A 16,987-nucleotide genomic window follows, 5' to 3' on the forward strand; every position below is an offset into this window, starting at 1 on the left:
ACCGGTCGACGCGGTGCGGCCCGGAGGCGTGGCGGTACGGGCCGGGGCCGGGGTGACGGAAGGGTCGACCGCCGCCCGGGTCCCCGGCCCGACGCCCCCTGCCCACCTGGTCGCATCCAGGTCGACCCTGCCGGCCGGACCTGGTCAGACCATGGTCACGTCCCGCGCCCCGGTGCCCGGCCGGATGATGTAGATGCCCGACCCGGGCAGCGTCTCCCGCGAGTCCTCCCGCAGGCGGTCGACGCTGATCTCGGCCGGCCACCGGGTGTGCAGTTCGGACCAGCGCACTCCCGCGAGATCGACGCGGGTGAGGTCGGCCGCGCTCAGGTCGGCGCTGGTGAAGTTGTCCAGGGTTTCGGAGAGGAACTCCAGGTCCAGGGTCTCCGGTTCGCCGAGTCCGAGGAGCTCGCCGACCTGCGCGGCCAACTCCCGTGTCAGGTAAGCCACCTCCTGCTCGGCGCGGGTCAGGTCACCGCTCCCCACGGCGTACATGAATACCTTGCAGGCCCGGAGGAACTCCGCGATCGCGGGGTGATCCGCGGTCCTGACCCGCTGGTCGATGGTGGCGGCCAGTTCTCGTACGAGGATCTGGCCGACCCTCCCCGCCTGGTCGATCGCCGGGTAGTGCGGTTCGAGCAGCGCCACGATCTCGTGCGCCCGGTCGCGAAGCTCCCAGGCGAGGGCCGCTCGACCGTCCAGCTCGTGGGCGATGCCCCGGGCGATCGTCTGAGCGGCGAACACGGCCCGCTTCAGCGGCAGGCCGTAGTACCGGCCGAAGCCGAGGCCGTTGGTGAGGTCCTGCGCGAGGATCACCGTACGGATCAGGAGGTCGGCGAGGATCGCCGAGGTGACCAGAGGGTGCGCGCGCAGGGCGAGCCGCTGCTCCGGGCCGATCAGCTCGAACCTCTGGTGCAGCAGGCCGACGTCGTAGAGGGGCGCGGCCGCCTCCTCGAACTGCGTACGGTCCGTGGTCCGGGACATGATGGACACGAGTCCGGCCTCGACGTCCAGCACCGTGTCCACGTCGTCGACGAGGTCCCGGTACCGCGAGCACAGCATCACCTCCCGAAGCCCGGCCTCCACGTCCAGCTGACCGTCGAGCCCGTCAAGGAACGCCGTCTGCGAAGCTGCCAGCCGGGCCGAGAGTTCGCGGGTGCGACGCTTCGGCACGTCATGCTCGGCCATTACTCCTCCTCCCGATCGGTCATTCTGCTGGAGACGGACTTGCGTGCTTTGAGCAGACTGACCCGGACGGCCGCCGCGTTCAGACCGAGTTCGGCCGCGATCTCGGTCGGGGTGTATCCGTCCAGCGTCCACGCCAGGACCTGCCGCTGACGGGACGGCAGTCCGTGCAGCAGGTGCAGGATCTCCTGCTGTTGCTCCCACTCCGCGGCCGCGCCGGGGGAGGGCAGCAAGGAGGTCGGTTCGAGGGCGAGTTCGTCGATGCTCTCCTCGACCTGGCTGAAGGCCCGCACCAGTTCCCGCGACGCCACGCGTCTGCTCCAGGCCTCCGGTGACTGGATCCGGTCCCAACGCTCGTACGCCTTGAGCATGGTGTCCTGTGCCAGGTCGGCGGCCAGGGCCGCCGGGGCTCCCTGCCACATCAGGAACGCCACGAGCCGATGGACGCAGGTGCGGTAGAAGTAGGCGAACTCACTCTTCCGGGAGCTCACTTCGCTCCCGCGGTCAGTGGCCGGCAGGCCTCCGAGCGACGCCGCCGACGTCGCGTCCCCGTCCGGCCTGGTGTCACTCATCTGCGCCGCGACCCCGCGTCCGCCGCTCCTCCGGCTGCCCCGGGGCGAGCCGTTCGTCACCGCGGTCGTCGGCGATCAGGACCACCAGGACGGCAGGTCGTGAGGAGTCCTCCGGGCGTGGCCGTAAGCACTGCCCCACGAGGGTGGCCACGGCCGCTGCCAGCCCCAGCACCGCCGCCACCACCGAGCCGGTCACGGGATCCACTTCGCGCACTCCCCTTGCTCTCGTTCAACACTTCCACAACCAGGAGTGCCGGGAGGGTCCCAGCGTTAACCCGGTGAACGAGGTTTCTGGCGGATCCCTCGGCTCGGCCGGGCGTTTGCGGATGATCCCTGCGCTCCGCGGCCCCGGGCCCCGTCGATTAGGCTCGGGCGGAGGGCGAGGGAGGGTGGGGCGGATGCGGTCGGGGCTGAGTTTCTCCGCGGCGGACCTGGCGCAGACGCGGTTCGCGGTGTCGCCGATGTGGGAGGTCGTCACCAGCTTCCGGCTGCTGCGGCGGGCGGACGAGCAGCCGTTGTACCGGCGGTGGGCCGAGCAGGTCCGGCCGCGGCTGGTGCGGGCGGGGCTCGACCGGGGGTGGTTGGCGGAGCTCGTGCCCGTCGACGGCTACCTCGCGGACTTCCTCAATCCGACTCCGGCCGGCCCGTTCCCCACGCTCGCCACCGAGCTGGAGGCGATCCGGCGGACCGCGCCCGAGCGGGTGCGGGTCGAGCTCGGGATGCTGGCCGCCGAGCGCGACGACGGAGCGCCTGCCCGGTTCGGGATCCTGTCCGAGGCCCCGGAGGAGGCGTTGGCGAAGGTCGCCGCTGAGGTCGAGGCCTACTGGGAGCTCGCCCTCGCGCCCTACTGGGAGCGGATCCGGCGGTTGCTCGAAGCCGATGTGTTCCACCGGGCGCGGCAGGTGGCGGAGTACGGCTCGGCCCACGTGCTCAACGAGCTGCACGACTCCGTCCGGTGGGACGACGGCACCCTGCGGCTGGTCCGCCGGCACTGCGCGCTGACCCGTGACCAGGTCGGTTCCGGGCTGCTCCTGGTGCCCTCCGCGTTCGCCTGGCCGAAGGTGCTGACCCGGTCGGTGGCGCCGGAGCCGCCGCAGCTCGCCTATCCGGCGCGCGGGATCGGCAACCTCTGGGAGCCCCGGGCCACCACCTCCCCGGACGCGGTGGCCGCCGTGCTGGGCCGCTCCCGCACGATGCTGCTGACCGAGCTGGACACGCCCGCGTCGACCACCCGGCTCGCCCAGCGGTCCGGCCTGTCCGCGGCCGGCGTCTCCCAGCACCTGACGGCCCTGCGCAACGCCGGCCTGGTGACCGCGCACCGCAGCGGCCGCTCCGTCCTCTACGCCCGCACCGCGCTCGCGGACGCCCTGCTGGCCCCGGCCGGGCACTGACCCGTCGGCCGTCCGGAGGCCGTCCGGAGCGCCGGGCCGGGCGGCGGTTCAGCGGCCGGTGGCGATGTCGGCGACGAGGTTGATGGTGGTGGCCAGGATGCTGGCGCCGAAGACGTAGGACAGCAGGCAGTGCCGCAGCACGACCGCCCGCAGTCCGGTACTGGAGACGCTGGTGTCGGAGACCTGGTACGTCATGCCGAGGTTGTAGCTGAAGTACAGGAAGTCGCTGTACCGGGGCGGGACCTCGGTGTTGAAGTCGATCCCGCCGCCGGGGTTCCCGTAGTAGATGTACGCGTAGCGGGTGGCGTACATCAGGTGGAGCGCCGCCCAGGCCGTGAACACGCCGCAGAGGGCCGTCGCGGCCGCGGCCCGGCTCAGGTCGGAGCGGCTGGCCAGGAACAGCAGCACGATGCCGACCAGTCCGCACAGCGCGGCGGTGACGACGGCGAACTCCTCCAGGGCGGGCCGGAACTCCTCGCGCCGGACGTTGCGGCGGGTGGCGGCGGCGTCCATCGGCCACAGGACGATCCACCCCGCCACGACGAAGGCCGTCTCCGCTCCGGCGATGCCGGCGAGGACGCCCAGCGGCACGCCCGTCAGGACGGCGACGACCGTTCCGAGGGCCGCTCCGAGGATGGCCGAGCCGGCGAGCCGCGGGACGGCGGAGAGGACCAACGAGTGGTTCATGGGAGCCTCAGGCGCTGACGGCGGGGGTCGGCGTCAGCGTATCCGCGGCTGGGCCCGGGCGCAGCCGGGCGCGGGAGCCCGGAGAACGGGCCCCGACCGGCGAAGGGGGAGGGGCGGGACGGAGCCGGGGAGGTCGGGGCTATGGTTCCTTGGCGGTCCACGGACACCGGGGTACGAGGGAGAGTGCTGTGAAGTTGGTCGGTCGCACGATGACGGTGGCTACGGCCGGGGTGCTGCTGGGGGTCCTGACGGCCTGCGGCTCCAGCGGTTCGAAGGCCTCGGGTGACGGCGCCGCGGCGGCCGGCCGGGGCACGGCGACGGCCGGTGCCGGTGCGAGCGCGGAGGCGAGCGCGGGTGCGGGCATCGCGTCGCCGCAGGCCTCCACCGGCGGCGCGGGCGCCTCGCCCGGTGCGGCCGCCGGTGGTGCCCCGGCGCCCGGCGCGGCGCCGTCCGGCGGTACCGCCGCGCCCGGTGGCGGACCGGCGGCCGGCACCGTTCCGATGCCCGTCTGGAGCGACGCCGCGACGCCGCTGCTCGACTACCGGGCCGTCCTGCAGCTGATGCCGGACCAGGCCGCGATGACCGGCTGGGAGCAGGAGAAGCGGCGGGTCGACCTCACCGACCACTCCGCGGACTGCCAGAACCCCGCGGCCTGCAACGGCAAGCCGCTCAGCGGCGAGGCGAGGTTCAGCTCCGGCGACGTGGTCGCGCGCTTCCTCGTCGACACCCTGCCGACCAAGGCGGCCGCCCAGGACAAGCTCAAGGCGGCGTACGCGGCCTACGGAGACGCCACCCGCTACCACGCCGTGGAACTGCCCGCCATCGGCACCGAGAGCCGGGCCTGGCAGGGCGAGCCCGGCGGCCGGGACGGCATCGCCGTCGTGATGCGGGCCGGCACCGTGGTCGCCACCGTGACGACCGAGGACGGCCCGGTGGACACCGCGACGGCGCAGCGCCTCGCCGTCCTGCTGGCCAAGCGCATCGAGCAGGCCCAGGCGGGCCAGACCGCGGACGCGGTGCTCGGCCGCTGACCGCACCGGCGGGGCGGGCGCCCGAGGTCCGTCCCCCCGCCCTGGGCGGCCCCGGTGACGCGGGTCACGGGAACCGGCCCGGGAGCCTCGAAGATCCACTCGGGGTGTCCGTTCCTTCGCCGCTCGCCGCTCGCCGCTGGGGACGGGGACCTGCTGCTCGTCGCCGAGCTGCTGCCCTTCGTCCCGCCGTTAGGGCGGGCGGCTCCCCCCGCCGCGGGGCCGGCCGGTGGCGGTGGGATGATCATGCGCATGAAGCACATCATCAGGGCGGTGGACGCCGAGGACTGGCCGAAGATCAAGCAGCTCCGGCTGGACGCGCTGCTCGATCCGGCGGCGCCCATCGCCTTCCACGACAGCTACGAGAAGGCGGCCGCCCAGCCGGACGAGTTCTGGCAGGAGCGCGCCGCCGGCGCGGCCGAGGGCGTCGCCGCGCGGCAGTTCGTCGCGGAGGCGGCCGACGGGCGCTGGCTCGGCACCGTCTCGGTGCTGGTCGAGCACGCCGGTACGGCGACCTTCTTCGGTGATGTCCCGGAGCAGGCGCAGACCCATGTCGTCGGCGTCTTCGTGCGGTCCGAGGCGCGCGGCAGCGGTGTCGCGCAGGGGCTCTTCGAGGCCGCCCTGGACTGGTCCTGGTCGCTCGCCGAGCCGCGCGTCGAGCGGGTGCGGCTCTTCGTCCACGAGGCCAACGGCCGGGCCTGGGCGATGTACCGGAAGACCGGCTTCGAGCCCACCGGCCACCACCTCCCCGCGCCGGGGGACGGGACGGCCCGCGAGATCGAGCTGGCCGTCCGGCGCGGCTGACCGCCACCACGGCGGCACGGTGTGCGCCGTGCCGCCCGCGGCGGTGGAGCGGCGCGGGCGAGGGGCCCCGCCGCGCCACCGCCGCCCGCGTGTGCGGGGCTGCCGGTGCCCGGCCGGCCGCGGCATGGCCTCGGCCGGCCGGGCTCGGGGATCGGTCCCGGCTCCAGGGCTGCGGAGCCGTCCGGCGGTGCGACCGACCCCGGGAGGTCAGGAAGTCCGGGACGTCAGGCGGCCGGGCGGACGACCGTCCGGTCGTGGACGAAGAGGGCGTGGCGCTCCTCCGCGCCCAGCCCGCCCCAGACGCCGAACGGCTCACGCGCGGCGAGGGCGTGGCGGCGGCACTCGATCCGCACCGGGCAGTCACCGCAGAGGGTCTTGGCCGCTTCCTCCGCCTCGCCGTGGCCCGCGTCGGCGGCGCCCGCGCGCTGGAAGAGGCGCCTGCCGTCGGTGCTCCGGCATGCGGCGTGCTGCGGCCGGTTCCAACGGTGCTCCGGTGTGCCGGGCAGGTGGGAGATGTCGCTCACGCTACGGCTCCTTGTCGACGACGAACGGGCGCGGTGCGTGCCTCGTCTGACCCGGATCGGTCGTTTCATGCCTGCCGTCCCGGGCCGGGTTCGCCGCCGGTGCCCCGTCGCACCAGGAACCGGACAGGCCGGAGCGGCCCGGGCGGCCACCGCGGCCCCGCACCGGACGGAGCAGGCCGCCGCCCGGCTGCGGCGCGGCGAGATCGCCGAGCCCCGTCCGGATCCTGTCGTCCGGGTCCGGGGCCCCGGGAGGGCGAGCAGAGCGGGAGGGCGGCGTCCCGCAGCCGCAGCAGGGCGGGCAGCGGGCCCCGTGCCCGGACGGCGGGTTCGAGAGGGCGTGCGGAGCGCCGACCGGCCGGGCGACCGGCTCGCGCGGTCGGACGAGCCCGGGCGGTGTCAGGCGCCGTGTCGCGGCTCCAGCCGGAAGTCGAAGGCCGTGGTGCCCGGGTCGAGGGCGGTGACCCCGCCGTCCACGGTGAGGACCGCGCCGTTGACGTAGCTCGCCGCCGGGGACAGCAGCCAGCCGATCGCCGCGGCCACCTCCTCGGGCTCGCCCGGCCGGCCGGTCGGCGTCAGCCGGGTCGCCTCCCGGTACGCCGCGTCGGTGTCGGCCAGCCCCTCCTCGTCCGCGAAGCGGGCCATCCGGCGGTCGGCCATCTCCGTGCGCACCCAGCTGGGGCAGACGGTGTTGGCCCGCAGCCCGCGGTGGCCGTAGTCGACGGCGAGCGAGCGGCAGAGCTGCAGCAGCGCGGCCTTCGAGGTGGCGTAGGCCGCGTTCCCGACCCCGTTGCGCAGCGCGGAGACCGAGGAGACCGCCACCACGGATCCCCGCGACCGCAGCAGGTGGGGCAGGGCGGCCCGCAGTACGAGGAAGGGGCCGGTGAGGTTGGTGCGCATCACCAGCTCCCAGTCGTCCAGGGTGACGTCGCCGACCGAACCGCCCCGGCCGACACCGGCGTTGAGCACCACCCCGTCCAGCCGGCCGAAGGCGGAGACGGTCTCCTCCACCAGGGCGTGTACGTCGTCCGGGTCGGTGGTGTCCGACACCCGGGCGAGCGCGCCGGTCTCCCGGGCCACCCGCTCCAGCGGTTCGGACCGCCGCCCGGAGACCACCACCCGGCAGCCCTCGGCCCGCAGCAGCCGGGCGGTGGCCGCCCCGATGCCGGTACCGCCGCCGGTCACGATGACAACGCGCTGATCGGACATGGGTGGGCGCCTCCGCCGGGATCGATGCTCCGTGAACCATCGGATCCTATGCTCACGCCGTGTCAGCTCCCCTCGTGCCGGGGGCCGTGACCGCGGACCGCGATCGAAGGCCGCGACCGGCGACCGGCGACCGCGACCGGAGGCGACCGCGCGGCCGCCGGGCGGCCACCCGGACCGATCAGGATCCGAGAAGCCGCGACCGCCCGCTCGCGCCTAGCCTGGTTCCGCGACCCCGCGGGCGACACGGCCGGATCGGCGAGGTCCGCCGGCCCGGCCGGGGACACGAGAGTGTCGGTGGGACCTGGTTGGATCGAGCCGGTGCCGCCGCGACAGCCCGCGAGGGCGGCCCGCACGACGGATGGAGAGACGACAGGCATGGCCAAGAGGACGGACGCGCAGCCGACTGCGCCGCACGCTGCCGACAGCCACGACGTGATCCGCGTGCACGGCGCGCGGGTGAACAACCTCAAGGACGTCAGCGTCGAGATCCCGAAGCGCCGGCTGACGGTGCTCACCGGTGTCTCCGGCTCGGGCAAGAGCTCCCTGGTGTTCGGCACGATCGCGGCGGAGTCGCAGCGGCTGATCAACGAGACCTACAGCGCCTTCGTCCAGGGCTTCATGCCGACGCTGGCACGGCCCGAGGTCGACGTCCTCGAAGGGCTGACCACCGCGATCATCGTCGACCAGCAGCGGATGGGCAGCGACCCCCGCTCCACGGTCGGCACCGCCACCGACGCCAACGCGATGCTGCGCATCCTCTTCAGCCGGCTGGGCGAGCCGCACATCGGCCCGCCGAGCGCCTACGCCTTCAACGTGCCCTCCGTCCGGGCCAGCGGGGCCATCACCGTCGAGCGCGGCGACAAGAAGACGGTGAAGGCGACCTTCCAGCGCACCGGCGGCATGTGCCCGCGCTGCGAGGGCCGGGGCAGCGTCTCCGACATCGACCTCACCCAGCTCTACGACGACTCCAAGTCGCTCGCCGAGGGCGCGTTCACCATCCCCGGGTGGAAGTCGGACAGCTTCTGGACGGTGCGGGTCTACGCCGAGTCCGGTTTCCTCGACCCGAACAAGCCGATCAGGAAGTTCACCAAGAAGGAGATGCAGGACTTCCTCTACCGGGAGCCGACCAAGGTGAAGGTGGAGGGGGTGAGCCTCACCTACGAGGGCCTGATCCCCAAGATCCAGAAGTCCTTCCTGTCCAAGGACAAGGAATCGCTGCAGCCGCACATCCGGGCGTTCGTGGAGCGGGCGGTCACCTTCACCACCTGCCCCGAGTGCGAGGGCACCCGGCTCAGCGAGGGCGCCCGGTCGTCGAAGATCGGGCGGATCAGCATCGCCGAGGCCTGTGCGATGCAGATCAGCGACCTGGCCGTCTGGGTCGGCGGCCTCACGGAGCCGTCGGTGGCGCCCCTGCTCACCGCGCTGAAGCAGACCCTCGACTCGTTCGTGGAGATCGGTCTGGGTTACCTCGCGCTGGACCGGGCGTCCGGCACGCTGTCCGGCGGCGAGGCCCAGCGGGTCAAGATGATCCGTCACCTCGGCTCCTCGCTCACCGACACCACCTACGTCTTCGACGAGCCCACCGCGGGTCTGCACCCGCACGACATCCAGCGGATGAACGACCTGCTGCTGCGGCTGCGGGACAAGGGCAACACGGTGCTCGTGGTGGAGCACAAGCCGGAGACGATCGTGATCGCCGACCACATCGTCGACCTCGGCCCGGGTGCCGGAACGGCGGGCGGCACCGTCTGCTTCGAGGGCACCGTCGAGGGGCTGCGGGCCAGCGGCACCGTCACCGGCCGCCACTTCGACGACCGGGCCGCCGTCAAGGAGGAGGTGCGCAAGCCCACCGGGGTGCTGGAGGTCCGGGGCGCGACGGCCAACAACCTGCGCGACGTCGACGTCGACATCCCGCTCGGGGTGCTGGCCGTGGTCACCGGTGTCGCCGGCTCGGGCAAGAGCTCGCTCGTGCACGGCTCGCTGGTCAAGGGCCCGCTGGGCGCCGAGCAGGGCGTGGTCTCGGTCGACCAGAGCCCGATCCGCGGCTCGCGGCGCAGCAACCCCGCGACGTACACCGGGCTGCTCGACCCGATCCGCAAGGCGTTCGCCAAGGCCAACGGGGTGAAGCCGGCCCTGTTCAGCGCCAACTCCGAGGGTGCCTGCCCGACCTGCAACGGCGCCGGGGTCGTCTTCACCGACCTCGCGATGATGGCCGGCGTCGCCAGCACCTGCGAGGAGTGCGAGGGCAAGCGGTTCCAGGCGGCGGTGCTGGAGTACCGGCTCGGCGGCCGCGACATCAGCGAGGTGCTCGCGATGTCGGTGACGGAGGCGGAGGAGTTCTTCGGCGCCGGTGAGGCGCGCACCCCGGCGGCGCACGCCGTCCTCGGTCGGCTGGCCGACGTCGGGCTCGGCTACCTCAGCCTCGGCCAGCCGCTCACCACCCTCTCCGGCGGCGAGCGGCAGCGGCTCAAGCTGGCCACCCACATGGCCGACAAGGGCGGCGTCTACGTCCTCGACGAGCCGACCGCCGGTCTCCACCTCGCCGACGTCGAACAACTGCTCGGCCTGCTCGACCGGCTCGTCGACGCCGGCAAGTCGGTCATCGTCGTCGAGCACCACCAGGCGGTCATGGCCCACGCCGACTGGATCATCGACCTCGGCCCCGGCGCCGGCCACCACGGCGGCCGGATCGTCTTCGAGGGCACCCCGGCCGAGCTGGTGGCCGCCCGCTCGACGCTGACCGGCGAGCACCTCGCCGCCTACGTCGGAGCCTGACCCCACCGCCCCCGCCCGCGCGGACCCCGGCGTCCGCGCGGGCGGGCGGTGGCGTCCGCGCCCGGCCCCGGTCCGGGGCGCTGTGGGAGACTGGCCGGGTGAAGCGGCAAGAGCTCGACGACCTCGTCCGGCTACGGCGGGCCCGGGACCGGATGGACCGCGACTACGCCGAGCCACTGGACGTCGCCGCCCTGGCCCGGGATGCCCTGATGTCCTCGGGCCACTTCTCCCGCAGCTTCCGCGCCGCCTTCGGCGAGACGCCCTACAGCTACCTGATGACCCGCCGCATCGAGCGGGCCAAGGCGCTGCTGCGCCGCGGCGACCTCACGGTGACCGAGGTGTGCTTCGCGGTCGGCTGTACGTCGCTCGGCTCGTTCAGCACCCGCTTCACCGAGCTGGTCGGCGAGAACCCGAGCAGCTACCGGGCCCGTGACCACGAGGACGGCGCCGCCGTCCCGGCCTGCATCGCCAAGATCCACACGCGGCCGGTCAGGAACGGAGAAGCGGGCGCCGCCCCCCGGTCGTAGCCTGGGCGGCATGGACATCAGGCTCTCGCAGTGCTTCATCGCCGTCGACGACCACGACAAGGCGATCGCCTTCTACCGCGACGTGCTCGGCCTGGAGGTGCGCAACGACGTCGGGTTCGAGGGGATGCGCTGGGTGACCGTCGGCGCGCCCTCGCAGCCGGACGTGAACATCGTGCTCGAACCGCCGCTCGCCGACCCGAACGCCTCGTCGGCGGACCGGCAGGCCATGGCGGAGCTGATGGCCAAGGGGCTGCTGCGCGGTGTCATCTTCGCGACGGACGACTGCGACGCCGCCTTCGAGCGGGTCAGCGCGGCCGGCGGGGAGGTGTTGCAGGAGCCGATGGACCAGCCCTACGGCGTCCGCGACTGCGGGTTCCGCGATCCGGCCGGCAACCTGGTGCGGTTCACCCAGGCCCTCGCGAGGTGACTCCCGGCGGACGCGCCCGGTGGGCGCCGGCCCCGTCCCGGACGGGAGGTCACCGGCCGCACCCGGCCGGTCCGTTCGGCTCCGAGCGCCGCGTGCGGGCGGGCGGTGGGCCGGATGTCCGATGAGGCGGGCACGGGCCCGCAGCGGGCGCCGATGGTGTGGGCGCTGGCGATCCGCGAGACGGCCGACGGGCCGCCGCTCGCCGAGGTGATCGTGGAGGTCGGCGCCGCGCTGCACGGCGAACTCGTCGAGAACCTGGTGGACAGCGGGTTCACGCTGGCGGCAGGGGACCCGCCGGACACCACCGGGGTCCTGGAGGTGCGCGGCCCGCTGCTGGCCAGGCTGGTCCTGGTCGGCGGGCGGCAGGTGTGGGAGCCCGCCTCCCCGGTCGAGGTCTCGCCCGGCTGGGAGTCGGCGGCCGAGGAGCGCGGCCGGGCCGTCGTGCTCGTGGTGCCGCCGGGAACGTGGCCGCCCGGACTGATGTCCCTGGAGCCGCGGGAGCGCATCGAGGTCTTCACCCGGAGCCTGGAGGAGGCACGGGTGGCCGGACGGGTGCTGCACGGCACGGCCGCCGTCGACCTGGACGAGGCCCAGGCCTGAGCCGCACCGGGGAGCGGGGCCGGACCGACGCCTGAGCCGGACCGGGGAGCGGGGCCCGGCTCAGAGCCGGAAGCCCGGAGCCGGGCCCCGCTCAGGGACCGGAGCGGCTCAGGGCCGGAACCACCGGGTCAGCGCGTCCCACCAGGAGCGCCGCGGCCGGGGCACGGTGACGGCGGCGGCGAGCGCGTCCTCGGCGACGGCCGGACCGGCCGGCTCGACCCCGACGGCCTGCGACGCGGTGGCCTGCGCCCCGACGGCCTGCGGCGTGGCGGGCGGCGGCGTGGAGGGAACGCTGCGCGGCGGCGGAAGCGTGCCGGTCGGGGCCCGCCGCTCGCCCTCGGGCGTCCTCGGGGTGAACTCGACGGGCAGGGCGGACAGGTGGCGCGAGATCCAGGCCGACGTCCAGCTCAGCTCCTCCTCCTCGACCGCGAGGCGGAGGTCCGGCAGGCGGGTGAGCAGGATGTCGATCCCCGTCTCGGCGATGGCCCGGCCGATGTCCTGGCCGGGGCATTCGTGCGGACCGGCGCCGAAGGCCAGGTGGGAGCGGTTCCCGTGGAGGGGCGTGGCCAGGTCGGGGCGGATGGCCGGGTCGGAGTTGCCGGCCGCGAGGCCGAGCAGGAGCATGTCGCCGGCCTTGATCTGCTGCCCGCCGAGTTCGGTGTCGCCGGTCGCCCAGCGGCCCGCGACCAGCGACATCGGCGCCGCGTCCCAGAGCACCTGGTCCAGGGCGTCGGCCAGGGTCATGTGGCCGCCGGACAGGTGGGTGCGGAACCGCTGGTCGGTGAGGACCATCTTGAGGGTGTCCGCGATCAGGTTGACTGTCGTCTCGTTCGCGGCGAGCAGGACGACCCGCAGGTGTTCGAGGACTTCGTCGTCGGTGAGCCCGGCCTCGTGCTGCATCAGCCGGGACACCAGGTCGGGGCCGGGCGAGACCCGCTTCCGCTCCATCATCCGGCGCAGCGTCGCGACGACGTAGTCGTTGCTCGCGATGGCCGTCTCGGTGCCCTTCATCAGGTCGCGGGCGGCGGAGACCAGGTGCGGGCCGTACTCCTCCGGCATGCCGACCAGTTGGGTCATCACGAGCATCGGCAGGTGCTCGGCGAACTGGGTGACCAGCTCGGCCCGGCCGGTGGGGCCGAACTCCTGGACGAGCTGGTCGGTGAAGCGGGTGACGTGGCGCCGCACCCCGCGCCGGTCGAAGCTGTTCAGCCCGTCGGTGACGGCGCCGCGCAGGCGCTTGTGCTCCTCGCCGTCGGCGAACACGCAGAGCGGCTGCCAGGCGATCACCGGCATCAGCGGCGAGTCCGGGGAGACCAGCCCGTCCTGGAAGGCCGACCAGCGGCGGGAGTCCCGGGAGAACCGGGAGGGCGTGCGCATCGCGATGAGGTTCGCGGAGTGGCCGACGATCAGCCAGGCCGGGAGGTCGCCGTGCAGCAGGACCGGCGCCACCTCGCCGTGTTCGGCGCGCAGCTTCTCGTACAGGCCCGCCGGGTCGGCCTCGGCCTCGGGCCCGTAGAGCCGCCGGAGGCCGCCGGCGCCCAGGCCGCCGGTACCGGAACCGCCGGTGGCGAGGCCGTGCGCGGGGCAGCCGGGCGGCGGGGTGGGCAGGGCGTCCTCAGGGAACGGGGGGGTCACGGTGTCTCCGGGGTCGGGGCGGGGCGGCCACCCGGAGGCGGCCGTCGCGGGCGGGGGGCGTGAAGGGCGGGGGGTGTGAAGGGCGGCAGGGGGCACCGCCCGGGCACCGGCCGGGGAGCGCGGTGGCCGGGCCGTGCCCCCTAGGACGCCGGGCGGTCGTACAGGTAGCGCATCAGGGCGAGGAGCACGTCACGGCTGGACTCGCGGGTGCGGGCGTCGCAGTCCACGATCGGCACCTCGGGCGGCAGGTCGAGCGCCGCCCGCAGCTCCTCGACCGGGTAACTCGGCGACTCGGGGAAGGTGTTGGCCGCGACGACGAACGGCACGCCACGGTCCTCCAGTCGTCCGATGACCTCGAAGCTGACTTCGAGCCGACGGGTGTCGACGAGCACGACCGCGCCGAGCGCACCCTCGAACAGGCCGTTCCAGAGGAACCAGAACCGCTCCTGCCCGGGGGTGCCGAACACGTACAGCACCAGTTCCTCGTTGATGCTGATCCGGCCGAAGTCCATCGCGACCGTGGTCGAGGTCTTGCGCTCGATCCCGGCCGTGTCGTCGACGTCGGCTCCGGCCTGCGTCATCGTCTCCTCGGTCGTCAGCGGACGGATCTCGCTCACGGAGCCGACCAGGGTCGTCTTGCCGACCCCGAAGCCCCCCACGATCACCACCTTGACCGCCGTGGTGGCCGAGGCCGGCAGGAGGTCGGCGCGCTGCGGGCCCAGGGCCGTCTCAGAGTCTCTGAAGTCCATGTATCACCGCCTCCAGCAGGGCGCGTTCGGGAAGGATGGCCTGGGGGACCCGCATCCGGGCCTCGATCAGCTCCTCGGCGAGGAGGTCCGCCAGGAGGACGGTGACCGCGCTCATCGGCAGTCGCAGATAGGCGGAGATCTCGGCCACCGACAGGGGCGAGCCGCAGATCCGCAGGATCGCCGCGTGCTCCGGCTGCATCGAGGGAGACGGCTGCGCCCGGGAGACGATCAGGGTGACCAGGTCGAACGTGGTCTGCTCGGCCGGTCCGCCGCGGCCGCGCGTGATCACGTAGAGGCGTTCGGCTTCTCCGTCGTCCCAGTCCTGGTCGGTCGCACTCACGCGACCTGCCCGCCGTTGCGCGCCGGTGTGGTGAGGTGCTCGCCGATCCGGGCCACCAGGTCGCGCATCCGCTGGCCCATCAGCCCGGCGTCGACGCCCTCGTCGGCGAGCACGGCGAGATAGGCGCGGGCGCCGGCCGCCATCAGGTAGAAGAAGCCGCCGCCCATCTCGATCACGACCAGCCGCATCCGGCCGTCGCTGTGCGGGAACTCGTGCCCGACCGCGGCGGCGAGGCTCTGCAGGCCGGCGCAGGCGGCGGCGAGCCGGTCGGCGGTGTCGTTGTCGGTGCCGTGCTGGGCCATCCGCAGACCGTCGGCGGAGAGGACGACGACGTGCCGGGTGTACGGGACGCTCTCCGCAAGATCCTTGAGCATCCAGTCCATGTTGCTCCGCTGCTGAATCACTGCTCGCTCTTCCCTGACGACTCTTCGCTGGTGGGGCCGGCCGTGTCGGTGGACGGCGTGTGGCCGTTCACCCCCTCGGTGAACGCGGCCAGCCACATACCGGGCTGGGCCGGCGCCTGGGCCGGGGCCGGCGCGGGCTCCGGGGCCCGGGGGGCCGGGGCGATCCGGGGGGATTCGGCCGCGCCCCGTCGGTAGGGCGCGGCGTGGCGGCGGCGCTGGGGCAGGCCGTTCGCGGTCCGCTCGGTCACCACCGGCACGTCGTCGCCGACCGGGAACGGCTGCGAGGCGGTGGCGACGGTCCGCGAACCCCAGGGCCGGGAGACGGACACCGGACGCGTCCGCTCCGGGGGCCGGGGCGCGGTGTCCGGCGCCGGCAGGGGGTTCGCGGCGGCACCGATGCCGTGGGCCCGGCCGGTGGCGGGGGCGGTGGTGATCAGCTCCTGCGGCACGATCAGCACCGCGCGCACCCCGCCGTAGGCGGAGGGCCGCAGCGAGATCTGGAACCCGTAGGCCTGCGCGAGCCGTCCGACCACGGCCAGGCCGAGCCGGGGGGTCTCCCCGAGGTCGTTGAGGTCGATGCCGGCCTGTGCCTCCAGGAGCATTCGCTCGGCGCGGGCCCGGCCCTCCTCGCTCAGGCTGAGGCCGCCGTCCTCGATCTCGATCGCTATGCCGGTCTGCACCTCGACGGCGGTCAGGTGCACGCTGGTCTGCGGCGGGGAGTAGCGGGTGGCGTTGTCGAGCAGCTCGGCGACCGCGTGGATGAGCGGCTCGACGGCCGGTCCGACCACGGCGACCTGGGAGACCGGGTGCAGTTCCACCCGGCGGTAGTCGAGGATGCGCGACATGCCACCGCGCAGCACGCTGTACAGCGGGACCGCCCTGCGCCACTGGCGGCCGGGGCGGGCGCCGCCGAGGACGGCGATGCTGTCGGCGAGGCGGCCGATCAGGGCGTTGCCGTGGTCCAGGCGCAGCAGGTCCTCGAAGACCGCCGGGTCGTTGCCGTGCCGGTCCTCCATCTGGCGCAGTTCCTGGGCCTGCCGGTGCACGATCGCCTGAACGCGGCGGGCGATGTTGACGAAGGCCCGCTGGGTGGCCTCGCGCATGCCCTCCTCGGTGTCGACGATCTCCAGGATGCTGCGCAGCACCGCCAGCCGGGCGGCGTGGAACTGCGGGCCGGTGCCGGTGTCCTGGGGCTCGTACGACCGCACGATCTCGTCGGTCGAGGTGCCGCGCCGGAGCCGGGCGATCGCCTCGGGCATGGTCGTCTGGGCGAGCCGGAGGGTCTCGGCCTCCTGCCGGGCCAGCCGGCGGCGCAGCTCGTTCTCCTGGAGGGCGAACCGTTCGCGCAGGGCGGCGAGGGCGCGGCCCCGGCGGGCCGTCTCGGCCGCCACCACCGCCACCGCCGCGGTGCCCACCGCTCCGGACCAGAGGACCCCCGCGCGGGCGCCGGTGGAGACCACCAGCGCGGCGACGACAGCGGCGCCCGCCGTCACGACCGTGGGCACCAGCCACACGAGAACGGGAGCCGGGCGTCGGCCTCCGGGTGACGATCCAGCACGAAGCATCAGCATCCTCAAGCGCTCGAAGGAGTGGGGAGAGTGGGCGGGGGCCGGCTCCGGACCGTGGGCGGACCGGCGCCCGCACCCGGCCGGGTGGTCCCGGCGCGAAGGGTGCGCGCCGGGACCCGGCCCGGGGTCGGGACAACCGGAACTCCGGGACATTTCTGACGAAAGATCAGTAACAGTGTTTTATAGCCGATTCGGTGTGGCTCTGTCGCACGTTCCGCGGAACCCGGACGCCGGCCGGATCGGGCCGGCCGGCTGAGCACAGGCACCAGACTTGCCCTGTCCCGGGCCCGTCGTACCGTGGCCGGGGCGCGGTTCGCTCATGTGAGGGGTATCCCCGGGAAATCCCCCCACAGCGTGGCGAGTTCGTGCTAAGCCGAGGTCTGCGACGGGCCTTTGACGGGCCGTGCGGAGGCCTTCGGCAGGTGATGTGCGGTGGACGCCGGCCCCGGTGAACCGTCAAGGCCGCTCTCCCGAAGCGGTGTTCCCCGGACGGTCCGGGCGGACCGGCGTTCGCTGCCGGTGACCGGCGGCGCGCCGGTCCGGTGGGCCCGGCGTGACCGGAACCCGC

At 74.0% G+C, this 16,987-nt stretch carries 18 protein-coding genes; 7 read left to right on the top strand and 11 right to left on the bottom strand.

The window, feature by feature from the left end; translation table 11 throughout:
* Positions 1 to 144: 144 nt before the first annotated feature.
* From ACZ4UX_RS31385 to ACZ4UX_RS31395, 3 genes are all read right to left on the bottom strand, one after another.
* Complete coding sequence (locus ACZ4UX_RS31385; RefSeq protein ID WP_465709094.1) at positions 145 to 1,185, bottom strand: hypothetical protein; 1,041 nt, start codon at positions 1,183 to 1,185, stop codon at positions 145 to 147.
* Positions 1,185 to 1,673, bottom strand: coding sequence for an RNA polymerase sigma factor (locus ACZ4UX_RS31390; RefSeq protein ID WP_465709095.1), 489 nt, complete (start codon positions 1,671 to 1,673; stop codon positions 1,185 to 1,187). Before ACZ4UX_RS31390 ends, ACZ4UX_RS31385 begins: the two co-directional genes overlap by 1 nt.
* Positions 1,674 to 1,746: 73 nt before the next feature.
* Complete coding sequence (locus ACZ4UX_RS31395; RefSeq protein ID WP_465709096.1) at positions 1,747 to 1,959, bottom strand: hypothetical protein; 213 nt, start codon at positions 1,957 to 1,959, stop codon at positions 1,747 to 1,749.
* Between the two features lie 193 nt (positions 1,960 to 2,152).
* Here ACZ4UX_RS31395 and ACZ4UX_RS31400 point away from each other — a divergent pair, with 193 nt between their 5' ends.
* Entirely contained in the window at positions 2,153 to 3,145 is a 993-nt protein-coding gene (locus ACZ4UX_RS31400) for an ArsR/SmtB family transcription factor (protein WP_465709097.1), read from the top strand.
* 48 nt (positions 3,146 to 3,193) lie between these two features.
* On the opposite strand, the gene ACZ4UX_RS31405 is transcribed toward ACZ4UX_RS31400, so the two are convergent.
* Positions 3,194 to 3,832 carry a DUF1345 domain-containing protein gene (locus tag ACZ4UX_RS31405; protein WP_465709098.1) on the bottom strand — a complete coding sequence of 213 codons (639 nt, stop codon included), beginning with the start codon at positions 3,830 to 3,832 and terminating at the stop codon, positions 3,194 to 3,196.
* A gap of 188 nt (positions 3,833 to 4,020) precedes the next feature.
* On the opposite strand from ACZ4UX_RS31405, the gene ACZ4UX_RS31410 reads away from it, so the two are divergent.
* Together ACZ4UX_RS31410 and ACZ4UX_RS31415 are read left to right on the top strand one after the other, a co-directional pair.
* Complete coding sequence (locus tag ACZ4UX_RS31410) at positions 4,021 to 4,863, top strand: hypothetical protein (protein ID WP_465709099.1); 843 nt, start codon at positions 4,021 to 4,023, stop codon at positions 4,861 to 4,863.
* Between the two features lie 249 nt (positions 4,864 to 5,112).
* Positions 5,113 to 5,664: a GNAT family N-acetyltransferase gene (locus ACZ4UX_RS31415; RefSeq protein ID WP_465709100.1), complete on the top strand. Its 552-nt coding sequence runs from the start codon at positions 5,113 to 5,115 to the stop codon at positions 5,662 to 5,664.
* Between the two features lie 224 nt (positions 5,665 to 5,888).
* On the opposite strand, the gene ACZ4UX_RS31420 is transcribed toward ACZ4UX_RS31415, so the two are convergent.
* Positions 5,889 to 6,188, bottom strand: a complete 300-nt coding sequence (locus tag ACZ4UX_RS31420; protein WP_465709101.1) for a WhiB family transcriptional regulator — start codon at positions 6,186 to 6,188, stop codon at positions 5,889 to 5,891.
* Positions 6,189 to 6,584: 396 nt separating this feature from the next.
* Positions 6,585 to 7,394, bottom strand: coding sequence for an SDR family NAD(P)-dependent oxidoreductase (locus ACZ4UX_RS31425; protein WP_329485740.1), 810 nt, complete (start codon positions 7,392 to 7,394; stop codon positions 6,585 to 6,587).
* A gap of 375 nt (positions 7,395 to 7,769) precedes the next feature.
* Between ACZ4UX_RS31425 and ACZ4UX_RS31430 the strand changes: the two genes are divergently transcribed.
* From ACZ4UX_RS31430 to ACZ4UX_RS31445, 4 genes are all read left to right on the top strand, one after another.
* Positions 7,770 to 10,169 (top strand): ATP-binding cassette domain-containing protein, encoded by a 2,400-nt coding sequence (locus ACZ4UX_RS31430; protein ID WP_465709102.1) that lies wholly within the window; start codon positions 7,770 to 7,772, stop codon positions 10,167 to 10,169.
* A gap of 152 nt (positions 10,170 to 10,321) precedes the next feature.
* Positions 10,322 to 10,696: a helix-turn-helix transcriptional regulator gene (locus tag ACZ4UX_RS31435; RefSeq protein ID WP_329491999.1), complete on the top strand. Its 375-nt coding sequence runs from the start codon at positions 10,322 to 10,324 to the stop codon at positions 10,694 to 10,696.
* Between the two features lie 10 nt (positions 10,697 to 10,706).
* Complete coding sequence (locus tag ACZ4UX_RS31440; protein WP_329485738.1) at positions 10,707 to 11,123, top strand: VOC family protein; 417 nt, start codon at positions 10,707 to 10,709, stop codon at positions 11,121 to 11,123.
* Between the two features lie 114 nt (positions 11,124 to 11,237).
* The gene (locus tag ACZ4UX_RS31445) at positions 11,238 to 11,723 is read left to right on the top strand and encodes a hypothetical protein (RefSeq protein WP_465709103.1); all 486 of its coding nucleotides are present in this window, start codon (positions 11,238 to 11,240) and stop codon (positions 11,721 to 11,723) included.
* Between the two features lie 108 nt (positions 11,724 to 11,831).
* On the opposite strand, the gene ACZ4UX_RS31450 is transcribed toward ACZ4UX_RS31445, so the two are convergent.
* From ACZ4UX_RS31450 to ACZ4UX_RS31470, 5 genes are all read right to left on the bottom strand, one after another.
* Positions 11,832 to 13,358, bottom strand: coding sequence for a cytochrome P450 (locus ACZ4UX_RS31450; protein ID WP_465709104.1), 1,527 nt, complete (start codon positions 13,356 to 13,358; stop codon positions 11,832 to 11,834).
* Between the two features lie 140 nt (positions 13,359 to 13,498).
* Positions 13,499 to 14,107: a GTP-binding protein gene (locus ACZ4UX_RS31455; RefSeq protein WP_465709105.1), complete on the bottom strand. Its 609-nt coding sequence runs from the start codon at positions 14,105 to 14,107 to the stop codon at positions 13,499 to 13,501.
* Entirely contained in the window at positions 14,088 to 14,447 is a 360-nt protein-coding gene (locus ACZ4UX_RS31460; RefSeq protein WP_465709106.1) for a DUF742 domain-containing protein, read from the bottom strand. Before ACZ4UX_RS31460 ends, ACZ4UX_RS31455 begins: the two co-directional genes overlap by 20 nt.
* Positions 14,444 to 14,851: a roadblock/LC7 domain-containing protein gene (locus tag ACZ4UX_RS31465; protein WP_329485730.1), complete on the bottom strand. Its 408-nt coding sequence runs from the start codon at positions 14,849 to 14,851 to the stop codon at positions 14,444 to 14,446. The genes ACZ4UX_RS31460 and ACZ4UX_RS31465 overlap by 4 nt, the downstream gene beginning before the upstream one ends.
* Entirely contained in the window at positions 14,848 to 16,416 is a 1,569-nt protein-coding gene (locus ACZ4UX_RS31470; RefSeq protein ID WP_465709107.1) for a sensor histidine kinase, read from the bottom strand. Before ACZ4UX_RS31470 ends, ACZ4UX_RS31465 begins: the two co-directional genes overlap by 4 nt.
* Positions 16,417 to 16,987: the final 571 nt, after the last annotated feature.

Source organism: Kitasatospora sp. NPDC028961, assembly GCF_055564815.1.

Excerpts from the sequence above, each read along its gene's own strand:
- ACZ4UX_RS31385 (WP_465709094.1), bottom strand. The coding sequence starts at position 1,185 with ATGGCCGAGCATGACGTGCCGAAGCGTCGCACCCGCGAACTCTCGGCC.
- ACZ4UX_RS31400 (WP_465709097.1), top strand. The coding sequence starts at position 2,153 with ATGCGGTCGGGGCTGAGTTTCTCCGCGGCGGACCTGGCGCAGACGCGG.
- ACZ4UX_RS31405 (WP_465709098.1), bottom strand. The coding sequence starts at position 3,832 with ATGAACCACTCGTTGGTCCTCTCCGCCGTCCCGCGGCTCGCCGGCTCG.
- ACZ4UX_RS31415 (WP_465709100.1), top strand. The coding sequence starts at position 5,113 with ATGAAGCACATCATCAGGGCGGTGGACGCCGAGGACTGGCCGAAGATC.
- ACZ4UX_RS31425 (WP_329485740.1), bottom strand. The coding sequence starts at position 7,394 with ATGTCCGATCAGCGCGTTGTCATCGTGACCGGCGGCGGTACCGGCATC.
- ACZ4UX_RS31430 (WP_465709102.1), top strand. The coding sequence starts at position 7,770 with ATGGCCAAGAGGACGGACGCGCAGCCGACTGCGCCGCACGCTGCCGAC.
- ACZ4UX_RS31435 (WP_329491999.1), top strand. The coding sequence starts at position 10,322 with ATGGACCGCGACTACGCCGAGCCACTGGACGTCGCCGCCCTGGCCCGG.
- ACZ4UX_RS31440 (WP_329485738.1), top strand. The coding sequence starts at position 10,707 with ATGGACATCAGGCTCTCGCAGTGCTTCATCGCCGTCGACGACCACGAC.
- ACZ4UX_RS31445 (WP_465709103.1), top strand. The coding sequence starts at position 11,238 with ATGTCCGATGAGGCGGGCACGGGCCCGCAGCGGGCGCCGATGGTGTGG.
- ACZ4UX_RS31455 (WP_465709105.1), bottom strand. The coding sequence starts at position 14,107 with ATGGACTTCAGAGACTCTGAGACGGCCCTGGGCCCGCAGCGCGCCGAC.
- ACZ4UX_RS31470 (WP_465709107.1), bottom strand. The coding sequence starts at position 16,416 with ATGCTTCGTGCTGGATCGTCACCCGGAGGCCGACGCCCGGCTCCCGTT.